Origin of the sequence: Paraburkholderia hiiakae (assembly GCF_904848665.1) — a bacterium.
GTDB lineage: Bacteria > Pseudomonadota > Gammaproteobacteria > Burkholderiales > Burkholderiaceae > Paraburkholderia > Paraburkholderia hiiakae.
Map to the genome: position 1 here is coordinate 462180 of NZ_CAJHCQ010000001.1, position 15238 is coordinate 477417.

Sequence of the window (15238 nt, forward strand, 5' to 3'; positions counted from 1 at the left end):
GCGGCGTTTGCATTTGGAGCACACGTGTCAAGAGCGCGCGGCCCCGAGGCGCTGCTTGAGCCAGCCCCCGAACACGTTGACGGCAAGGCCGCCCATCACGAGCACGGCGCCGCCGATCTCGGCCGCGCTCAACTGCTCGCCGAGCAGGAGCGACGCCGAGGCGAGCCCGACGATCGGCACGAGCAGCGAGAACGGCGCCACCTGGCTTGCGGGATACTTCGAGAGCAGGCGGCTCCAGAGGCTATAGCCGACAAGCGTCGCGACAAACGCGAGGTAGACGATCGCGCCCACCGAAGTCATGCCGATGCTCGAGAGCGCGGCCACGATGCGCTGCGGACCTTCCATCCAGTACGAGAGCGCGAGAAACGGCAGCGGCGGCACGAGGCTCGCCCACACCACGAGGCCGACGAGATCCACCTTGCCGACCTTCTTCGTGACGACATTGCCGAGCGCCCACATGCAGGCCGCGCACAGCGTGAGCACGAAACCGGCCACCGTCATGCCCTGCGCGCCACCTGCCGCAGTGCCCCCCATCGACTGCACGCCGATCAGCGCGAGGCCGCCCGCGGCGATCAACAAGCCGACCACGTTCTGCGCGTGAAAGCGCTCATGCAGAAATACCGCCGCAAAGCCGAGCGTGAAGAACGCCTGCGCCTGCAGCACGACCGAAGCGAGGCCCGCGGGCATGCCCACGTACATTGCGGTGAAGAGGAACGCGAACTGACCGAGAGAGATGGTCGCGCCGTAGGCCAGCAGCCAGCGCAGCGGCATTTGCGGGCGCTTCACGAACAGCACCGCGGGAAAAGCCGCCAGCATGAAGCGCAGGGCGCCGAGCAGGAGCGGCGGCACGCCGTGCAGCCCCACCTTGATCACGACGAAATTCACGCCCCACGCGAGCACCACCACCAGCGCGAGCAACAAGTCCTTCGGCGACATCCCCTCTCTCCTTTATTGCGTCCTGCCTTTTCTTCGAAGCGGCGATCTTACCGCCTCGCGCGGCGGCGCGCCGTGCCGCCAGCGCCGAGCCGATGTGTTAGCCGCACGCCGGGAACGCCGGCGTTAGAATGAGCGCCAGCCTCGCGCGCGGCCTGTCTCGCGCGCCGATTTCGCCCACTAGTTGGCCCAAACCGGGTGCCGTACGACTCATCCAGGAAGCATCATGTCCTCATCGATCAAAGCGGTTCTCAAGCCTCATCAACGCGACATCGGCAATCTCTATGTGCGGCGCGTGCTGCCCGCGCTCGCCGCACGCCTCGTCGGCCCGTTCATCTTCTTCGACCACATGGGCCCCGCCACGCTGGCGCCAGGCTCGGGCGTGGACGTGCGTCCGCATCCGCATATCGGGCTCGCTACGGTCACCTATCTCTTCGACGGCGCGCTCATGCATCGCGACAGCATCGGTTCGAGCCAGAAGATCGTGCCTGGCGACGTGAACTGGATGACGGCCGGCCGCGGCATCGTCCACTCCGAGCGCACGCCCGATGAGGACCGCGCCACCGGCCTCACCATGCACGGCATCCAGACCTGGGTGGCGCTACCGCTCGATCACGAAGACACTGAGCCGTCGTTCTTCCATCACGCCGCCGCCACGCTGCCTGAAATCGAGCGCAACGGCGTTTCGATGCGCGTGATCGCCGGCACGGCGTTCGGTGCGACCTCGCCGGCCGAGACCTTCTCGGGCACGCTCTACGTCGCCGCAGATTTCGCGCCGGGCAGCGCAATCGCGCTCGACGCGGAGCACGAAGAGCGCGGTGTCTATCTCGTGGAAGGCGATCTCGCGATTGACGGCACGCCGCTCGAACAGCACACGATGGCCGTACTGGTGCCGGGCGAAACCGTCACGCTTTCGAGCGCGAATGGGGCGCGCGTGATGCTGCTCGGCGGGGAAAAGCTCGAAGGCGAGCGCTTCATCGAATGGAACTTCGTCTCAAGCTCGCGCGAGAAGATCGAAGCCGCGAAGGAAGCGTGGACGCGTCAGGAAATGGGGCATGTTCCCGGCGAAACGGAATGGATTCCGCTGCCGGAGAAGAAGCCGCGCTAAGGCTCGGCACGCGAGCAGGACGATTGAAACCCAAGCGTTTCGTCCCCAACTAGCAACACAACGGATTTCTCAACGAGGACGCAATGGACACCACTCTCGCCACTTTCGAAAAAGACGTGATCGAAGCGTCGGCGCTCGCGCCGGTGCTCGTCGACTTCTGGGCGCCCTGGTGCGGCCCTTGCAAGAGCCTCGGCCCGATGCTCGAAAAGCTCGAGGCCGATTACGCGGGCAAATGGAAGCTCGTGAAGGTGAACGTCGACGAAAACCAGGAGCTTGCCGCGCACTTCGGCGTACGCAGCATTCCGCACGTCGTGGCATTTGCCGACCGGCAGGCGGTCGATCAGTTCGTGGGCGTGCTACCCGAAGGCCAGTTGCGCCAGTTCCTCGACGGCCTGATCCCCGACGGCGCCGATGCCGCGCGCCGCGCCGCGCAGGAAGCGCTGGCCGAAGGCCGCCGCGACGAAGCCTATGAAGCGCTGCAGGCCGCGCTCGCGTTCGATCCGGGCAACGACGAGGTGCGCATGGACGTGATCGAGATGCTGCTCGCCGACAACCGCGCCGACGACGCGCAAAAGGAAGTGGAGCTGCTCTCGCCCAAGACCACGCAGGGTATCGACGCGCGCTTTAACGCGCTCAAGACACGCCTCGACGCGCTCGACGCCGCCGCCGACCTGCCGCCCACCGACGCGCTCGAAGCCCAGGTGGCCGCCAACCCCGGCGATCTCGAAGCGCGTTTCGATCTGGCGAACGCGCTGATCGCGCGGCACAAGTACGCGGACGCGCTCGAGCATTTGCTGGAGATCGTGAAGCGCGACCGCGCCTTCCGCGACGACGTGGGCCGCAAGACCATGCTTTCCGTGTTCGATCTTGCGGCGCATCAGCCGCAGCTCGTGAGCGAGTGGCGGCGCAAGCTGAGCGCGACGCTGAACTGATTTCGCGAGGGGCACAACGCACCGCCGGAAAAGCAAAACGCACGGCCTTTTACGGGCCGTGCGTTTTTTTTCGCCGTCGCATTCTCCCGCTTCAGGCGGCGCGTCAGCCCTTCATTGCGCGATGCGCCAGCGTTCGCAGCACATACGAAGCCGCGGCGAACCCAAAGCTCGCCGTCACGCACACGCTCGAACCAAAGCCCGCGCAATTGAGCCCCACCGGACCGTGATGCCCCGGCGACGTGCTCACGTGCTCGGCCTCGGCGTCGATATCACACACGGCGGCTTCGGGATAGATGAGCGGCTCGTCGGAATACACCGCGCTCACCTTGAACTTGGCCTTCGGCCCGCGCGGAAAGCCGTGCTGCTTGCGCAACTGCCCGCGCACCTTGGAGAGCAGGGGGTCCTGGATCGTAAGGGCGAGATCGTCGATGCGAATGCGCGTGGGGTCGAGCTGCCCGCCCGCGCCACCCACCGTGATGAGCGGCACGCGATGCTCGACGCACCAGGCGATCAGGGCGGTCTTGGTGCGCACACTGTCGATGGCGTCGATCACGTAGTCGAAGCCGCCGCCGAGCAGCTCGGCGAAGTTCGACGGCTCGACGAAGTCCTCGACGAGACGCACGTCGCAGGCCGGATCGATGAGCTTGATGCGCTCGGCCATGGCCTCGACCTTCGGCTTGCCGTAGTTGCCATCGAGCGCGTGGATCTGACGGTTGGTGTTGCTCTCGGCCACGTTGTCGAGGTCGATGAGCGTGAGCTTGCCGATCGCGCTGCGCGCGAGCGCTTCGGCGGCCCACGAGCCGACGCCGCCAATGCCGATCACGGCAACGTGGGCGCGCTCGAACGCGTCGAGCGCGGGTGCGCCATAAAGCCGCGCGATTCCGCCGAATCGGCGGGCCCGGTCGGCAACATCGTCGGCAGGGCTCGGGGTAAGATCGACGGAGCCGGCGGTAGGGGAAATCGAGGTACTGGACATAACGGTAGGCAATCGTAAGCGGACCGGTCGCACGCTGCTGTCACGGTCCTCGCGAGACCCGTATTTTGCCTGATCGCGCCGAACGAGGCTGTGCGCCTCCTTTCCTCGCCTGTCCGATATACTTGTCCGCATTGAAGCGTCTGCATAAAAGATGACATCCCTCGCCGATCTCCGCAAGACCTACTCGCTCGGCTCGCTCGACGCCGCCGACGTCGATCCCGATCCGATCCGCCAGTTCCAGACCTGGTTCGCCCAGGCGCTCGACGCGAAGCTGCCCGAGCCCAACGCCATGACGGTCGCAAGCGTCGACGCACAAGGCCGCCCCGCTGCGCGCATCCTGCTCATCAAGGGCGTGGACGAACGCGGCTTCGTGTTCTTCACGAACTACGAAAGCCGCAAGGGCCGCGAACTGAGCGCGAATCCGCACGCGGCGCTGCTCTTTCACTGGATCGAGCTGGAGCGTCAGGTACGCATCGAAGGCAAGGTCGAACTCACGAGCGCCGAGGAAAGCGACGCCTACTTCAACTCGCGCCCGCTCGGCTCGCGCATTGGCGCGTGGGCTTCGGAGCAGAGCACCGTGATCGCGAACCGCGAGACGCTCGAAGCACGCGAGCGCGAAATCGCCGCGCAGTATGGCGAAGCGCCGCCGCGCCCGCCGCACTGGGGCGGCTACCGGCTCGTGCCGGAGGCCATCGAGTTCTGGCAAGGCCGGCCGTCGCGACTGCACGACCGCATCCGCTACGCGCGTGACAGCGCGAGTGCCGCGTGGAAGATCGAGCGTCTCGCGCCCTGATCGCATGCGCGCGGCGTGCACTGACGCCGCGCCCACCTTGTTTTCGTCTCACCGCTATAGTTTTACGTTGTTGAGTCCCTCGCTGTCGCCATAAATCAAGCATCGCAATTCGCTTTTGTCATTGGGCTTCAATCGTTCATCTGACATGGAGAGAAACGCATGTTCTGGGAGAAAAAACTCGCACAGTGGGTAGAAGAAGTGCGCAGCAAGGCCGACCTGCCTGCCCGCCTCGTGCTCTGGAGTGGGCAGCAATACGACTTCGGCCACTTCGCCGCGCCTCAGGTCACGCTCAAGGTCAATAGCGCGTCGGCGCTACCGCTTCTGCTCACGCCGAGCCTCGACAATCTCGGCGAGGCCTACGTGAAGGGCAAGATCGACATAGAAGGCAAGCTCGCCGACATTATCAACATCAGCTATTTGCTCGCGCGCAACACCGTCACGAGCGCCAGCAAGCTCGCGCGCGTGCGCCGCTATTTCACGCATTCGAAATCCACGGACAAAGAGGCCATCCACTACCACTACGACGTCTCGAACGAGTTCTACAAGCTTTGGCTCGACGAGAACATGGTCTATTCGTGCGCCTACTTCGAAAACGGCGATGAAGACCTCGCCACCGCCCAGCTCAAGAAAATCGACCACATCCTCACCAAGATCCAGGTGCGGGAAGGTCAGACGCTGCTCGATATCGGCTGCGGATGGGGCGCGCTCGTGCTGCGCGCGGCGCAGAAGTTCGGCGCGCGTTGCGTGGGCGTGACGCTCTCGCAGAACCAGTTCGATCTCGCCACCGCACGTGTGAAGGCCGCGGGCCTCGAGGATCGCATTGAGATCCGGCTGCAGGATTATCGCGACATACAAGGCCAGTTCGACCGCATCACGAGCGTGGGGATGTTCGAACACGTCGGGCGCAAAAATCTGCCGGGCTATTTCCGCAAGGTCCACGACCTGCTCGCCGACGACGGCGTCGCCATGAACCACGGCATCACTTCGTCGGACGCCGAATCGGGCGAAACGGCGCTAGGCGGCGGCGAATTCATCGACCGCTACGTGTTCCCCGACGGCGAGCTGCCGCACATCGGTCTCGCGCTCGAAGCGGCGCAGCGCGGCGGCCTCGAAGCGGTTGACGTGGAAAGCCTGCGCCGTCACTATGCGCACACGCTCGATTTGTGGGCGGAGAATTTCGAGGCGCGCGCCGAGGAAGCGAAACAGCTCGTCGACGACGAGAAGTTCCGCATCTGGCGCGTTTATCTGGCGGGTTGCGCGTACGCGTTCGAGCACGACGACGTGTCGATCTTCCAGATCGTCTGCCGCAAGGCCGGCCGCAGCGCGACAACGCTGCCGTGGTCGCGCCGGTATATGTACGAGAAGCCGCTCTGACGCAGGCGGCGGCGCGGTTCGCCGCGCCGCCAGCGAATCAACTGTTCGCGCAGTTGCGCCCGGCTCAGGCGGCTTCGCCCCACGACCGCCATCACGACGCCACTGCGCGACGCCACTGCATGAACGAACGCGACGACGGCCACGACCTGTTTGGCGATATGACGCTCGGGTCGGCCAACGATGTCGGCCCCCGGAACGCCAACCCGGCCGCGCGCCCCGCCGCACGCCAAAACGCGCCGAAAGCCGAAGCCCGCACCGAGCCGCAGCCCGACCTGTTCGGCTTCGCGGCGCCGGAGGCCATGCCGCCTACGAAGCCGCCGACGAAATCCGCGACCCAGCGCCCCGCTCGCGCCACGCACGACGACGACGCCGAAGTGGAACAGCGCGACGAAGACGAGCCGCGCCCTAAACCTCCGAAGAAGCCTGCGCCCAGCACCGACGCCCCGAAGCGCCGCGGCCGTGGCGTGCTGCCCGCCGTGGCCACGCAAGACACGCTCGACGTCGCCGCCGCGCTGCCCGCGAGCGTGCGGCTCGGCACCTCGTCGTGGTCGTTTCCCGGCTGGCGCGGCATTGTCTACGGCGAGGACTACAGCCAGTCGAAGCTCGCCCGCGACGGCCTCTCGGCCTATGGCGCGCATCCGCTTTCTCAACGCGGAGCTGGCCGCGCGCGAATTCGTCGAGCCGTGCCTCGCGGGCCTCGGCAGCAAGGCAGGCGCGCTCGTGTTCCAGTTCCCGCCGCTGCCCGATCAACTGCTGGCCGACCCGGCGGCGTTCGTCGAACGGCTTACCGCCTTCCTCGCCGCGCTGCCGCCACTGCCCAATTCGACCGAATCCAGCGCAGTCGGCGACGGCCCGTGCTACGCCATCGAGATCCGCGACGCGATCCTGCTCACGCCGCGCTTCGTGCGCACGCTGCGCGCCGCGGGCGTGCGCTACTGCGTGGGCCTGCACGCGCGCATGCCGGACCCGCTGCGCCAGGCCGCCGCGCTCGCGCTGATGGACGGCGAAGCCCCAGCCGGCCCGCTGATCGTGCGTTGGAGCCTGCACAGCGGCTTCAAGTACGAGCAGGCGAAGACGCGCTACGAGCCGTTCGACAAGCTGGTGGACGAAGACCCGCACACGCGCGTCACGCTCGCGGAACTGGCCGCGCGCTACGCGATGGCGGGCCAGCCCGTGCTGATCACGACGAATAACAAGGCTGAGGGATCGGCGCCGCTCACGTGCGCGAAGCTCGCGCGGGCGATTGCGGACGAGATGGAACGCTTACGCGGGGAAATGGCACTGGAGGCCGCGGGCGGCGCGACACCGGACGAAACATCGCCCGGCGTGCAAGAAGCGGAACAAAACGAAGACTGAGGCGCGAACCAGGATCAAAACCCGGGCATCGAAACCGCCCGCGCGCCGTGTGGTGCTTACTCGGGCTTGAGCCGGTGCGCGAACTTCTGGCGGAACTTCGCGACCTTCGGCGCGACCACGAACGAGCAATAGCCCTGGTTCGGGTGTTGCGCGAAGTAGTTCTGGTGATACGCCTCGGCGGGGAAATAGTTGCCGTCGAGCGGCAGCACCTGGGTGACGATCTTGCCGTCGTACACGCCTTCGGCGGCCAGTTCGCGAATCGCCTGCTCGGCCGTTTCGCGCTGCGCCTCGGAGTGCGTGAAGATCACCGAGCGGTACTGCGTGCCTACATCGTTGCCCTGACGATTCAGCTGCGTGGGATCGTGAATCGCGAAGAAGATGTCGAGAATCTCGCGATAGCTGATCGTCGCGGGGTCAAACTCCACCTTCACGACCTCAGCGTGGCCGGTGTCGCCGTCGCAGACCTGCTCGTAGCTCGGGTTCGCCGCGTGGCCGCCCGCGTAGCCCGACTCCACCGCACTCACGCCATCCACGCGCAGATACACCGCCTCCAGGCACCAGAAGCATCCGCCGCCCAGGGTGGCCGTTTCGACTGTCTGACTCATACTGTTCGCTCCTTTGATCGTGACTGCGGACATCACGACGGACATACTTGCGGACCTCACCTCGGACACAACGCACGGTGTCCTGCGCGACCCGCCATCCGCCGCTTCCGCTAAAATTGTGGCAATTCGCCGAATTTCCACATAACGTTGATCCCGATTTCCGCTCCCACCGCCGCGCGCGCGGCCCGTGAAGGCCTGCACCGATGACCCGCCGCGCCAACCCGCCCAACTTCGACGACGGCGCATTTCGCCGCGCGCTTGGCCAGTTCGCCACCGGCGTGACCGTCATCACGACGCGCGCGCCCGACGGCACGCTCGTCGGCATCACGGCCAGCTCGTTCAACTCGGTCTCGCTCAATCCGCCGCTCGTGCTGTGGAGCCTCGCCACGCGCTCGGCCTCCATGCCCGTGTTTCGCTCGAACAGCCATTATGTGATCAATGTGCTCGCCGCGTCGCAGCTCGACCTGTGCAAGCGCTTTGCGACCGTGAAGGGCGACCGTTTCGAGGGCGTCTCGCACGCAGCCGGCGACAGCGGCATGCCCGTGCTGGATGGCGCAATCGCGTGGTTCGAGTGCCACAACCGCAGCCGCTACGACGAAGGCGACCACGTGATTTTCGTCGGGGAAGTGGAACGCTGCGGCGTGCGCGAGGATGGCACAGACGCTTCGCCGCTCGTGTTCCACGGCGGCGCGTTCCACCAGCTCCAGTCGCTCTGACAGGGCGCGGCGCGCGCCCTGTCGCCGCCTGGTCGCCGCCTGGTCGCCGCCTGGTCGCCGCCTGGTCGTCGCCTTGTCGTCGCCTTGTCGTTTATGCCGGCGCGCTCTTGGGCTCGCGCTGCGCGATCAGGTCCACGGGCACACCCACTTCCACCTTGAGCGTCGTGAGCACGATGTTCGAGCGGATGTCCATCACGCCCGGCGCCTTGTACAGCTTGTTGAGCACGAAGTCCGAGTAGTGCTTGAGGTTGTGCGCGAGCACGCGCAGCAGGTAGTGCGTCTCGCCCGTCACCACATACGCCCCCACCACCTCCGGCCAGTCGCGCAGCGCCGTGACGAAACGCTCGTGCCAGCTCTCCTGGTCGTTGCGCATCGACACCTGCACGAAAGCCTCCATCTCGAAGCCGAGAATCTCCCGGTTCAGGCTCGCGCGGTAACGCTCCACCACGCCCTGCTCCTCCAGCAGCCGCAAACGGCGCAGGCATGCCGATGGCGAGAGCGAAATGCGCTCCGCGAGGTCGAGATTGCTGATCCGCCCCTCGTTCTGCAGCACGGCGAGAATACGGCAATCGGTAGCATCAAGCGAGATTGCGTTCATATTTGGTCTCCATTCCCGTCTTGAGACAAATTATGTGCCAACAACCGAAGTTTGCGGCGTTTTTTTCGCAAGCACATTTCGTGGGGAGTTGCCTATCATTCGAAGCATCAGCCTTGCATGGGGTCGCACTAAGCGCGAAAGCGCGAAGTGCGGCTGACAGGAGACAGGACGCCGCTGACATGACACAGATTAGAGACATTTCCCCGCAGATTCACCCCGAAACGCCCGTCTGGCCCGGCGATACGCCCGTGAGCGTCGAGCGCGTCTGGCGCATGGAGGCGGGCTCGCCGGTCAACGTTGCGCGCGTGACGCTTTCGCCGCACACCGGCGCGCACACCGACGCTCCGTTGCACTACGACGCCGAAGGCGCGCCGATCGGCGAAGTACCGCTCGACACGTATATCGGCGCGTGCCGCGTGATTCATTGCGTGGGCGCCGCGCCGCTCGTGCTGCCCGAACACGTGGAAGGCGCGTTGCCCGGCATCCCGCCGCGCGTGCTACTGCGCACCTACGCGCACGCACCGCAGGACCACTGGGACAGCAAGTTTTGCGCCGTCGCGCCGGAAACGATCGATCTGCTCGCCGCGCGCGGCGTGCGTCTGATTGGCATCGACACGCCCTCGCTCGACCCGCAGGAATCGAAGACGATGGACGCACATCACCGCATCCGCGCGCATGGCATGGCGATCCTCGAAGGCGTCGTGCTCGACGCCGTGGCGCCCGGCGACTACGAACTCATCGCGCTGCCGCTGAAGTTCTCGACGCTCGACGCAAGCCCCGTGCGCGCCGTGCTGCGCGAGTTGCCTTAAGCCGCCATCCACTCAATCCCCGCTCAATCCGCCACCTAACGAAACGTAGACATGAACGACCGCAACGAAGCCCTGGCAGCCGATCGCGCCGATCCGCTCGCCGCCCTGCGCGAGCAATTCACGCTCGCGGCCGGCACCATCTATCTCGACGGCAACTCGCTCGGCGTGCCACCCTCGGCCTCGGCTGCGCGCGCGCAGGCCGTGATCGGCGGCGAATGGGGCGAAGGCCTCATCCGCAGCTGGAACACGGCGGGCTGGTTCGCCATGCCCAAGCGTCTCGGTAACAAGCTCGCGAAGCTGATCGGCGCGGCCGACGACGAAGTCGTCGTCACCGACACCATCTCGATCAATCTCTTCAAGGCGCTTTCCGCCGCGCTGCGCGTGCAGAACGCGCGCGACCCGAAGCGCCGCGTGATCGTCTCGGAACGCTCGAACTTTCCGAGCGACCTGTACATCGCGCAAGGGCTCATCGAGCAGCTCGACCGCGGCTATGAACTGCGACTCGTCGACGATCCTGCCGAACTGCCCGCGGCGATCCGCGATGACGTAGCTGTGGCGATGATCACGCACGTGAACTACCGCACGGGCGAGATGCACGACATGCGCGCGCTCACCGAGCATATTCACGCGCAGGGCGCGCTCGCGCTGTGGGATCTCGCACATTCGGCGGGCGCCGTGCCGGTCGACCTGAACGGCGCGAACGCCGACTACGCCGTGGGTTGCACCTACAAGTACCTCAACGGCGGACCCGGCTCGCCTGGCTTCGTGTGGGTGCCCAAGCGCCACCAGAGCGCGTTCTCGCAGCCGCTTTCAGGCTGGTGGGGGCACAAGAAGCCGTTCGAGATGAACCCCGAGTACCGCCCCGACGACGGCATCGCCCGCTACCTCTGCGGCACGCAGCCGATCATCTCGATTGCGCTCGTCGAATGCGGTCTCGACGTGTTCCTGCAAACCGACATGCAGGCGATCCGCCGCAAATCGCTCGCGCTCACGGATCTCTTCATCGAACTGGTTGAGACGCGCTGCAAGGAATACGGCCTCACGCTCGTCACGCCGCGCGCTCATGCGGAGCGCGGCTCGCACGTGAGCTTCGAGCATCCGCACGGCTATGAGGTGATGCAGGCGTTGATCGCGCGCGGCGTGATCGGCGACTATCGCGAGCCGCGCGTGCTGCGCTTCGGCTTCACGCCGCTGTATCTGCGTTACGTCGACGTGTGGGACGCCGTGGAAACGCTGCGCGACGTGCTCGCGACAGAGTCCTGGCGTAAGCCCGAATTTGCCGAACGCGGCGCGGTGACCTGAGGAACGGCAGATGAACGATCACATGCAAGTCCCGGGCATGCCCGACCCGGATGAAGCCACCGGCGCCGCACGCGGCGGGTGCCCGTTCGGACACGGCGCAGTCGCGCCGACGGCGCAAGCGCCCGAACAAGCGGCGCAAGGCGAAGGGTGGCACGACGCACAGCTCGACTTCTCGAAGTCGATGAGCTACGGCGACTACCTCGCGCTCGACGCCGTGCTGGGTGCGCAGCATCCGCTCTCGCCCGACCACAACGAAATGCTGTTCATCGTGCAGCATCAAACGAGCGAGCTGTGGATGAAGCTCGCGCTCTACGAGTTGCGCGCGGCGCTCGCCAACGTGCACCGCGATGCGCTGCCGCCCGCGTTCAAGCAGCTCGCGCGCGTCTCGCGCATCATGGAGCAGCTCGTGCAGGCGTGGAGCGTCCTCTCGACGCTCACGCCTTCCGAGTACACGGCCATGCGACCGTATCTCGGCGCGTCGTCGGGCTTCCAGTCGTACCAGTACCGGCAGATCGAATTCCTGCTCGGCAACAAGAACGTGCAGATGCTCAAGCCGCACGAGCATCGGGGCGAGATTTTCGAGCAGGTGAAAGCGACGCTCGAAGCGCCCTCGTTCTACGACGAAGTGATTCGCCTGCTCGCGCGGCGCGGCTTTGCGATCGCGCCCGAGCGCCTGAGCCGCGACTGGTCCCTGCCGACCGAACACGACGCCACGGTCGAAGCAGCGTGGCTAGAGGTGTATCGCAATCCTTCGGAGTACTGGGATTTGTACGAGATGGCCGAAGAGCTCGTCGATCTCGAAGACGCGTTCCGCCAATGGCGCTTTCGCCACGTGACGACGGTCGAGCGCATCATCGGCTTCAAGCAGGGCACGGGCGGCACGAACGGCGCGCCGTATCTGCGCAAGATGCTCGACGTCGTGCTGTTCCCCGAGCTTTGGCACGTGCGCACGGTGCTGTAACGCGTTTTCGCGCAGCCCAAAAAGAAAAATGCCCGCCAATCGATGGCGGGCATTTTTTTGCGCCGGAACGCGCCAGGCTTAGACCACCACGGTCTGCGCTTCGCCTTCCTTGCTTTCGCGCACCACGCCGATCTTCCACACCTGCTCGCCCGCAGCGGCCAGCAGGGAAGCCGCCGCATCGGCTTGATCCGCCGCCACGACCACGGCCATGCCGATGCCGCAGTTGAACACGCGGTGCATTTCCGCATCGGCCACGCCGCCGTGCTTTTGCAGCCACGTGAAGAGCGGCGGCAGCGGCCATGCCGCGTGATTCAGTTCAGCCGTGAGACCTTCGCGCAGTACGCGCGGAATGTTCTCGACGAGGCCGCCGCCCGTAATGTGCGCCATGCCCTTCACGGTGATGGTTTCCATCAGCTTGAGCAACGGCTTCACGTAGATGCGCGTGGGCGCCATCAGGGCGTCCGCCAGCGAGCGGCCGTCGAAGTCGGCAGCGAGGTCCGGCTGGGCGCGCTCGATGATCTTGCGCACGAGCGAGAAGCCGTTCGAGTGGATGCCGCTCGAAGCGAGACCCAGCACCACGTCGCCCGGGGCGATCGTGCTGCCGTCGATGATCTTGCTCTTTTCGACCGCGCCCACCGCGAAACCGGCCAGGTCGTATTCGCCGTCGGGGTACATGCCCGGCATTTCGGCCGTTTCACCGCCGATCAGCGCGCAGCCCGACAGCTCGCAGCCTTGTGCGATGCCCTTCACGACCGTGGCCGCCGTATCGACGTCCAGCTTGCCGCACGCGAAGTAGTCGAGGAAGAACAGCGGCTCGGCGCCCTGCACGAGAATGTCGTTCACGCTCATCGCGACGAGATCCTGGCCGACCGTGTCGTGTTTGTTCAGATGAAAGGCGAGGCGCAGCTTGGTGCCCACACCGTCGGTGCCCGAAACCAGCACGGGTTCCTTGTACTTCTTCGGCACTTCGAAGAGCGCGCCGAATCCGCCGATGCCGCCCATCACGCCTTCGCGCAGGGTCTTCTTCGCAAACGGCTTGATGCGATCGACGAGCGCGTCGCCCGCGACCATGTCGACGCCAGCGTCGGCGTAGGAGAGGCCTTGTTCCTGATTAGCGGGGCCGGATTTCGGTTGATTCATGGGGAAGCGCCAGAAGGTCGGTAAAATACGATTTTAACCGATTGACGGCGCCCCGCCGCCGCGGGTGGAGCGAGATTTGGAACGCGCCTCGCCTCGCGCCCCACAACCGGAAACCGAGTTTTGCCGCAGAACACACCGCATTTCGCACCGTACCAGCGTCGGGCCGCCATCTGGACCGGGATCGCGCTCGCCCTCGGCCGCGTGCTGCGGCGCTCGCGGCTCAGTGATCTCCGCAGTTCTCACCGCAGTTCTCGCGAGAGCACGCTTTACTAGAACCGATTCCGTCCAGACACACCGTGCAGCGACAGTTAACGCTCGATCTCGGCACTCCGCCGCCATCGACCTTCGACAACTTCCATATCGGCGCCAACGCTGAGCTGGTCGCGCGCCTGCGCGGTCTGGACGCGGCGCTCACGGCGGGCCCGATCGCCGACCGCACGTTCTATGTCTGGGGCGAACCGGGCAACGGGCGCAGCCACCTGCTACACGCGCTCGCCGATGAAGCGCCGCCGGGGCACGTGCGCTATCTGGGCCCGCAAAGCGCGCTGGCCGCGTTCACGTTCGATCCGCGCGTGACGATCTACGCGGTGGACGACTGCGATTCGCTCTCGGGCGCGCAGCAGATCGCGCTCTTCAACCTGTTCAACGAGGTGCGCTCCTACCCCGCCTGCGCGCTCGTCGCAACGGGAAACGCGCCGCCCATGGGGCTCACCGTGCGCGAGGACCTGCGCACGCGTCTGGGCTGGGGCCTCGTGTTCCACCTTGCACCGCTCTCCGACGAAGGCAAGGCTGCGATCCTCAAGCTCGCGGCCCGCGAGCGCGGCATTGCGCTCGCCGACGACGTGCCCGCCTACCTGCTCACGCACTTCCGGCGCGACATGCCGAGCCTCATGGGCTTGCTCGACGCGCTCGACCGCTTTTCGCTCGAACAGAAGCGCGCCGTGACGCTGCCTCTCTTGCGCGCGATGCTCGCGAAGGGCGTGGGCGATCTGGTGAGCGCAGCGAGCACGCTAGCGACGGACGATGCGCTTTCTGCCGAAGAGCCGGTGCAAACGAGCGAAGCGGCGCATGCAGGCGAAGCGGGGGAAGCCGGCGAAGGTGACGAAGGCGACGAACGCGACGCGGCCCCGAGCGAAGACATCGCGGCGCAAACGCAACCCGCCGAGCGCGTTGAGCCGATAGCGCCACCCTTGCCCACCGCAGAGCCCGACGAAGCCCAGCCCTACGAAGCACCGAAAGCACCCGCCTTGCAGGCGCGCCCACCGGCGCCCGTGCCCTTCGTTAAGCCGACCGACAACGTCGAAGGCGAATTAGGGGCCAAATATCGTCACGTCGTCCACAAGGAACTGGGCACGGAACTCAAGGGCGAAGTCGAAGCCGACGTGAGCAATGAAATGACCGGCGAGCTGCGCGGCGATCTCGATCCGCCGGACGGAACCGCCGCAAGTGCCGTGAACGCAGGCGAAGCGCCGAAAGAAGCATCGGCAGACGCGCAGACACCGGCATCGGCAACGCCCGATCCGTCCAAAGCGCAAGACAGCGAGTCGGCTGCCGAGAGCGACACGCCTTGCGGACCCGAATCCCCCGCGGACCCCGCCGCGCCGACGCCGTCCGCCGGCGGCGGCAACGGCGTCC

13 protein-coding genes and 2 pseudogenes are annotated in these 15238 nt (G+C 66.0%); 10 read left to right on the forward strand and 5 right to left on the reverse strand.

Features of this window, described 5'->3' with window-relative positions; translation table 11 throughout:
• Positions 1-27: 27 nt before the first annotated feature.
• Positions 28-936 (reverse strand): EamA family transporter, encoded by a 909-nt coding sequence (locus JMY28_RS02030; RefSeq protein ID WP_201694126.1) that lies wholly within the window; start codon positions 934-936, stop codon positions 28-30.
• 223 nt (positions 937-1159) lie between these two features.
• Here JMY28_RS02030 and JMY28_RS02035 point away from each other — a divergent pair, with 223 nt between their 5' ends.
• On the forward strand, positions 1160-2041 hold the full coding sequence (locus JMY28_RS02035; protein ID WP_201694128.1) for a pirin family protein: 882 nt from the start codon (positions 1160-1162) through the stop codon (positions 2039-2041).
• Positions 2042-2124: 83 nt separating this feature from the next.
• Positions 2125-2973 carry a thioredoxin gene (trxA, locus tag JMY28_RS02040; RefSeq protein WP_201694130.1) on the forward strand — a complete coding sequence of 283 codons (849 nt, stop codon included), beginning with the start codon at positions 2125-2127 and terminating at the stop codon, positions 2971-2973.
• A 103-nt stretch (positions 2974-3076) separates the two neighbouring features.
• On the opposite strand, the gene tcdA is transcribed toward trxA, so the two are convergent.
• On the reverse strand, positions 3077-3949 hold the full coding sequence (gene tcdA, locus JMY28_RS02045; RefSeq protein ID WP_236596652.1) for a tRNA cyclic N6-threonylcarbamoyladenosine(37) synthase TcdA: 873 nt from the start codon (positions 3947-3949) through the stop codon (positions 3077-3079).
• 151 nt (positions 3950-4100) lie between these two features.
• On the opposite strand from tcdA, the gene pdxH reads away from it, so the two are divergent.
• The 3 genes and pseudogenes from pdxH (at position 4101) to JMY28_RS02060 (ending at position 7472) form a co-directional block, all read left to right on the forward strand.
• On the forward strand, positions 4101-4742 hold the full coding sequence (pdxH, locus tag JMY28_RS02050) for a pyridoxamine 5'-phosphate oxidase (RefSeq protein ID WP_201694132.1): 642 nt from the start codon (positions 4101-4103) through the stop codon (positions 4740-4742).
• Between the two features lie 159 nt (positions 4743-4901).
• Positions 4902-6116, forward strand: coding sequence for an SAM-dependent methyltransferase (locus JMY28_RS02055; RefSeq protein ID WP_201694134.1), 1215 nt, complete (start codon positions 4902-4904; stop codon positions 6114-6116).
• A gap of 158 nt (positions 6117-6274) precedes the next feature.
• Positions 6275-7472, forward strand: a pseudogene (locus JMY28_RS02060) (DUF72 domain-containing protein).
• A 56-nt stretch (positions 7473-7528) separates the two neighbouring features.
• Here the strand turns inward: JMY28_RS02060 and msrA are convergent.
• Entirely contained in the window at positions 7529-8077 is a 549-nt protein-coding gene (gene msrA, locus JMY28_RS02065; RefSeq protein ID WP_201694136.1) for a peptide-methionine (S)-S-oxide reductase MsrA, read from the reverse strand.
• Between the two features lie 203 nt (positions 8078-8280).
• Here msrA and JMY28_RS02070 point away from each other — a divergent pair, with 203 nt between their 5' ends.
• Entirely contained in the window at positions 8281-8793 is a 513-nt protein-coding gene (locus tag JMY28_RS02070) for a flavin reductase family protein (RefSeq protein WP_201694138.1), read from the forward strand.
• A 91-nt stretch (positions 8794-8884) separates the two neighbouring features.
• Here the strand turns inward: JMY28_RS02070 and JMY28_RS02075 are convergent, their stop codons facing one another.
• The gene (locus tag JMY28_RS02075; protein ID WP_028202039.1) at positions 8885-9391 is read right to left on the reverse strand and encodes an Lrp/AsnC family transcriptional regulator; all 507 of its coding nucleotides are present in this window, start codon (positions 9389-9391) and stop codon (positions 8885-8887) included.
• A 179-nt stretch (positions 9392-9570) separates the two neighbouring features.
• Here JMY28_RS02075 and kynB point away from each other — a divergent pair, with 179 nt between their 5' ends.
• Genes kynB through kynA form a run of 3 tightly spaced genes read left to right on the forward strand, consistent with a single transcriptional unit; the run spans position 9571 to position 12463 of the window.
• Positions 9571-10200, forward strand: a complete 630-nt coding sequence (gene kynB / locus JMY28_RS02080) for an arylformamidase (protein WP_201694147.1) — start codon at positions 9571-9573, stop codon at positions 10198-10200.
• Between the two features lie 51 nt (positions 10201-10251).
• Positions 10252-11502 (forward strand): kynureninase, encoded by a 1251-nt coding sequence (gene kynU / locus JMY28_RS02085; protein ID WP_201694149.1) that lies wholly within the window; start codon positions 10252-10254, stop codon positions 11500-11502.
• A 10-nt stretch (positions 11503-11512) separates the two neighbouring features.
• Entirely contained in the window at positions 11513-12463 is a 951-nt protein-coding gene (gene kynA, locus JMY28_RS02090; RefSeq protein ID WP_201694151.1) for a tryptophan 2,3-dioxygenase, read from the forward strand.
• Positions 12464-12541: 78 nt separating this feature from the next.
• Here the strand turns inward: kynA and purM are convergent, their stop codons facing one another.
• Positions 12542-13603 carry a phosphoribosylformylglycinamidine cyclo-ligase gene (gene purM / locus JMY28_RS02095; protein WP_201694153.1) on the reverse strand — a complete coding sequence of 354 codons (1062 nt, stop codon included), beginning with the start codon at positions 13601-13603 and terminating at the stop codon, positions 12542-12544.
• Between the two features lie 296 nt (positions 13604-13899).
• Here purM and hda point away from each other — a divergent pair.
• Positions 13900-14601 (forward strand): annotated as a pseudogene (gene hda / locus JMY28_RS02100) (DnaA regulatory inactivator Hda); the annotation flags it as partial.
• Positions 14602-15238: the final 637 nt, after the last annotated feature.

Coding starts and splice junctions, on each gene's coding strand:
- JMY28_RS02070 (WP_201694138.1), top strand. CDS start 8,281: ATGACCCGCCGCGCCAACCCGCCCAACTTCGACGACGGCGCATTTCGC.
- tcdA (WP_236596652.1), bottom strand. CDS start 3,949: ATGTCCAGTACCTCGATTTCCCCTACCGCCGGCTCCGTCGATCTTACC.
- purM (WP_201694153.1), bottom strand. CDS start 13,603: ATGAATCAACCGAAATCCGGCCCCGCTAATCAGGAACAAGGCCTCTCC.
- JMY28_RS02030 (WP_201694126.1), bottom strand. CDS start 936: ATGTCGCCGAAGGACTTGTTGCTCGCGCTGGTGGTGGTGCTCGCGTGG.
- kynA (WP_201694151.1), top strand. CDS start 11,513: ATGAACGATCACATGCAAGTCCCGGGCATGCCCGACCCGGATGAAGCC.
- kynB (WP_201694147.1), top strand. CDS start 9,571: ATGACACAGATTAGAGACATTTCCCCGCAGATTCACCCCGAAACGCCC.
- pdxH (WP_201694132.1), top strand. CDS start 4,101: ATGACATCCCTCGCCGATCTCCGCAAGACCTACTCGCTCGGCTCGCTC.
- JMY28_RS02035 (WP_201694128.1), top strand. CDS start 1,160: ATGTCCTCATCGATCAAAGCGGTTCTCAAGCCTCATCAACGCGACATC.
- trxA (WP_201694130.1), top strand. CDS start 2,125: ATGGACACCACTCTCGCCACTTTCGAAAAAGACGTGATCGAAGCGTCG.
- JMY28_RS02055 (WP_201694134.1), top strand. CDS start 4,902: ATGTTCTGGGAGAAAAAACTCGCACAGTGGGTAGAAGAAGTGCGCAGC.
- msrA (WP_201694136.1), bottom strand. CDS start 8,077: ATGAGTCAGACAGTCGAAACGGCCACCCTGGGCGGCGGATGCTTCTGG.
- JMY28_RS02075 (WP_028202039.1), bottom strand. CDS start 9,391: ATGAACGCAATCTCGCTTGATGCTACCGATTGCCGTATTCTCGCCGTG.
- kynU (WP_201694149.1), top strand. CDS start 10,252: ATGAACGACCGCAACGAAGCCCTGGCAGCCGATCGCGCCGATCCGCTC.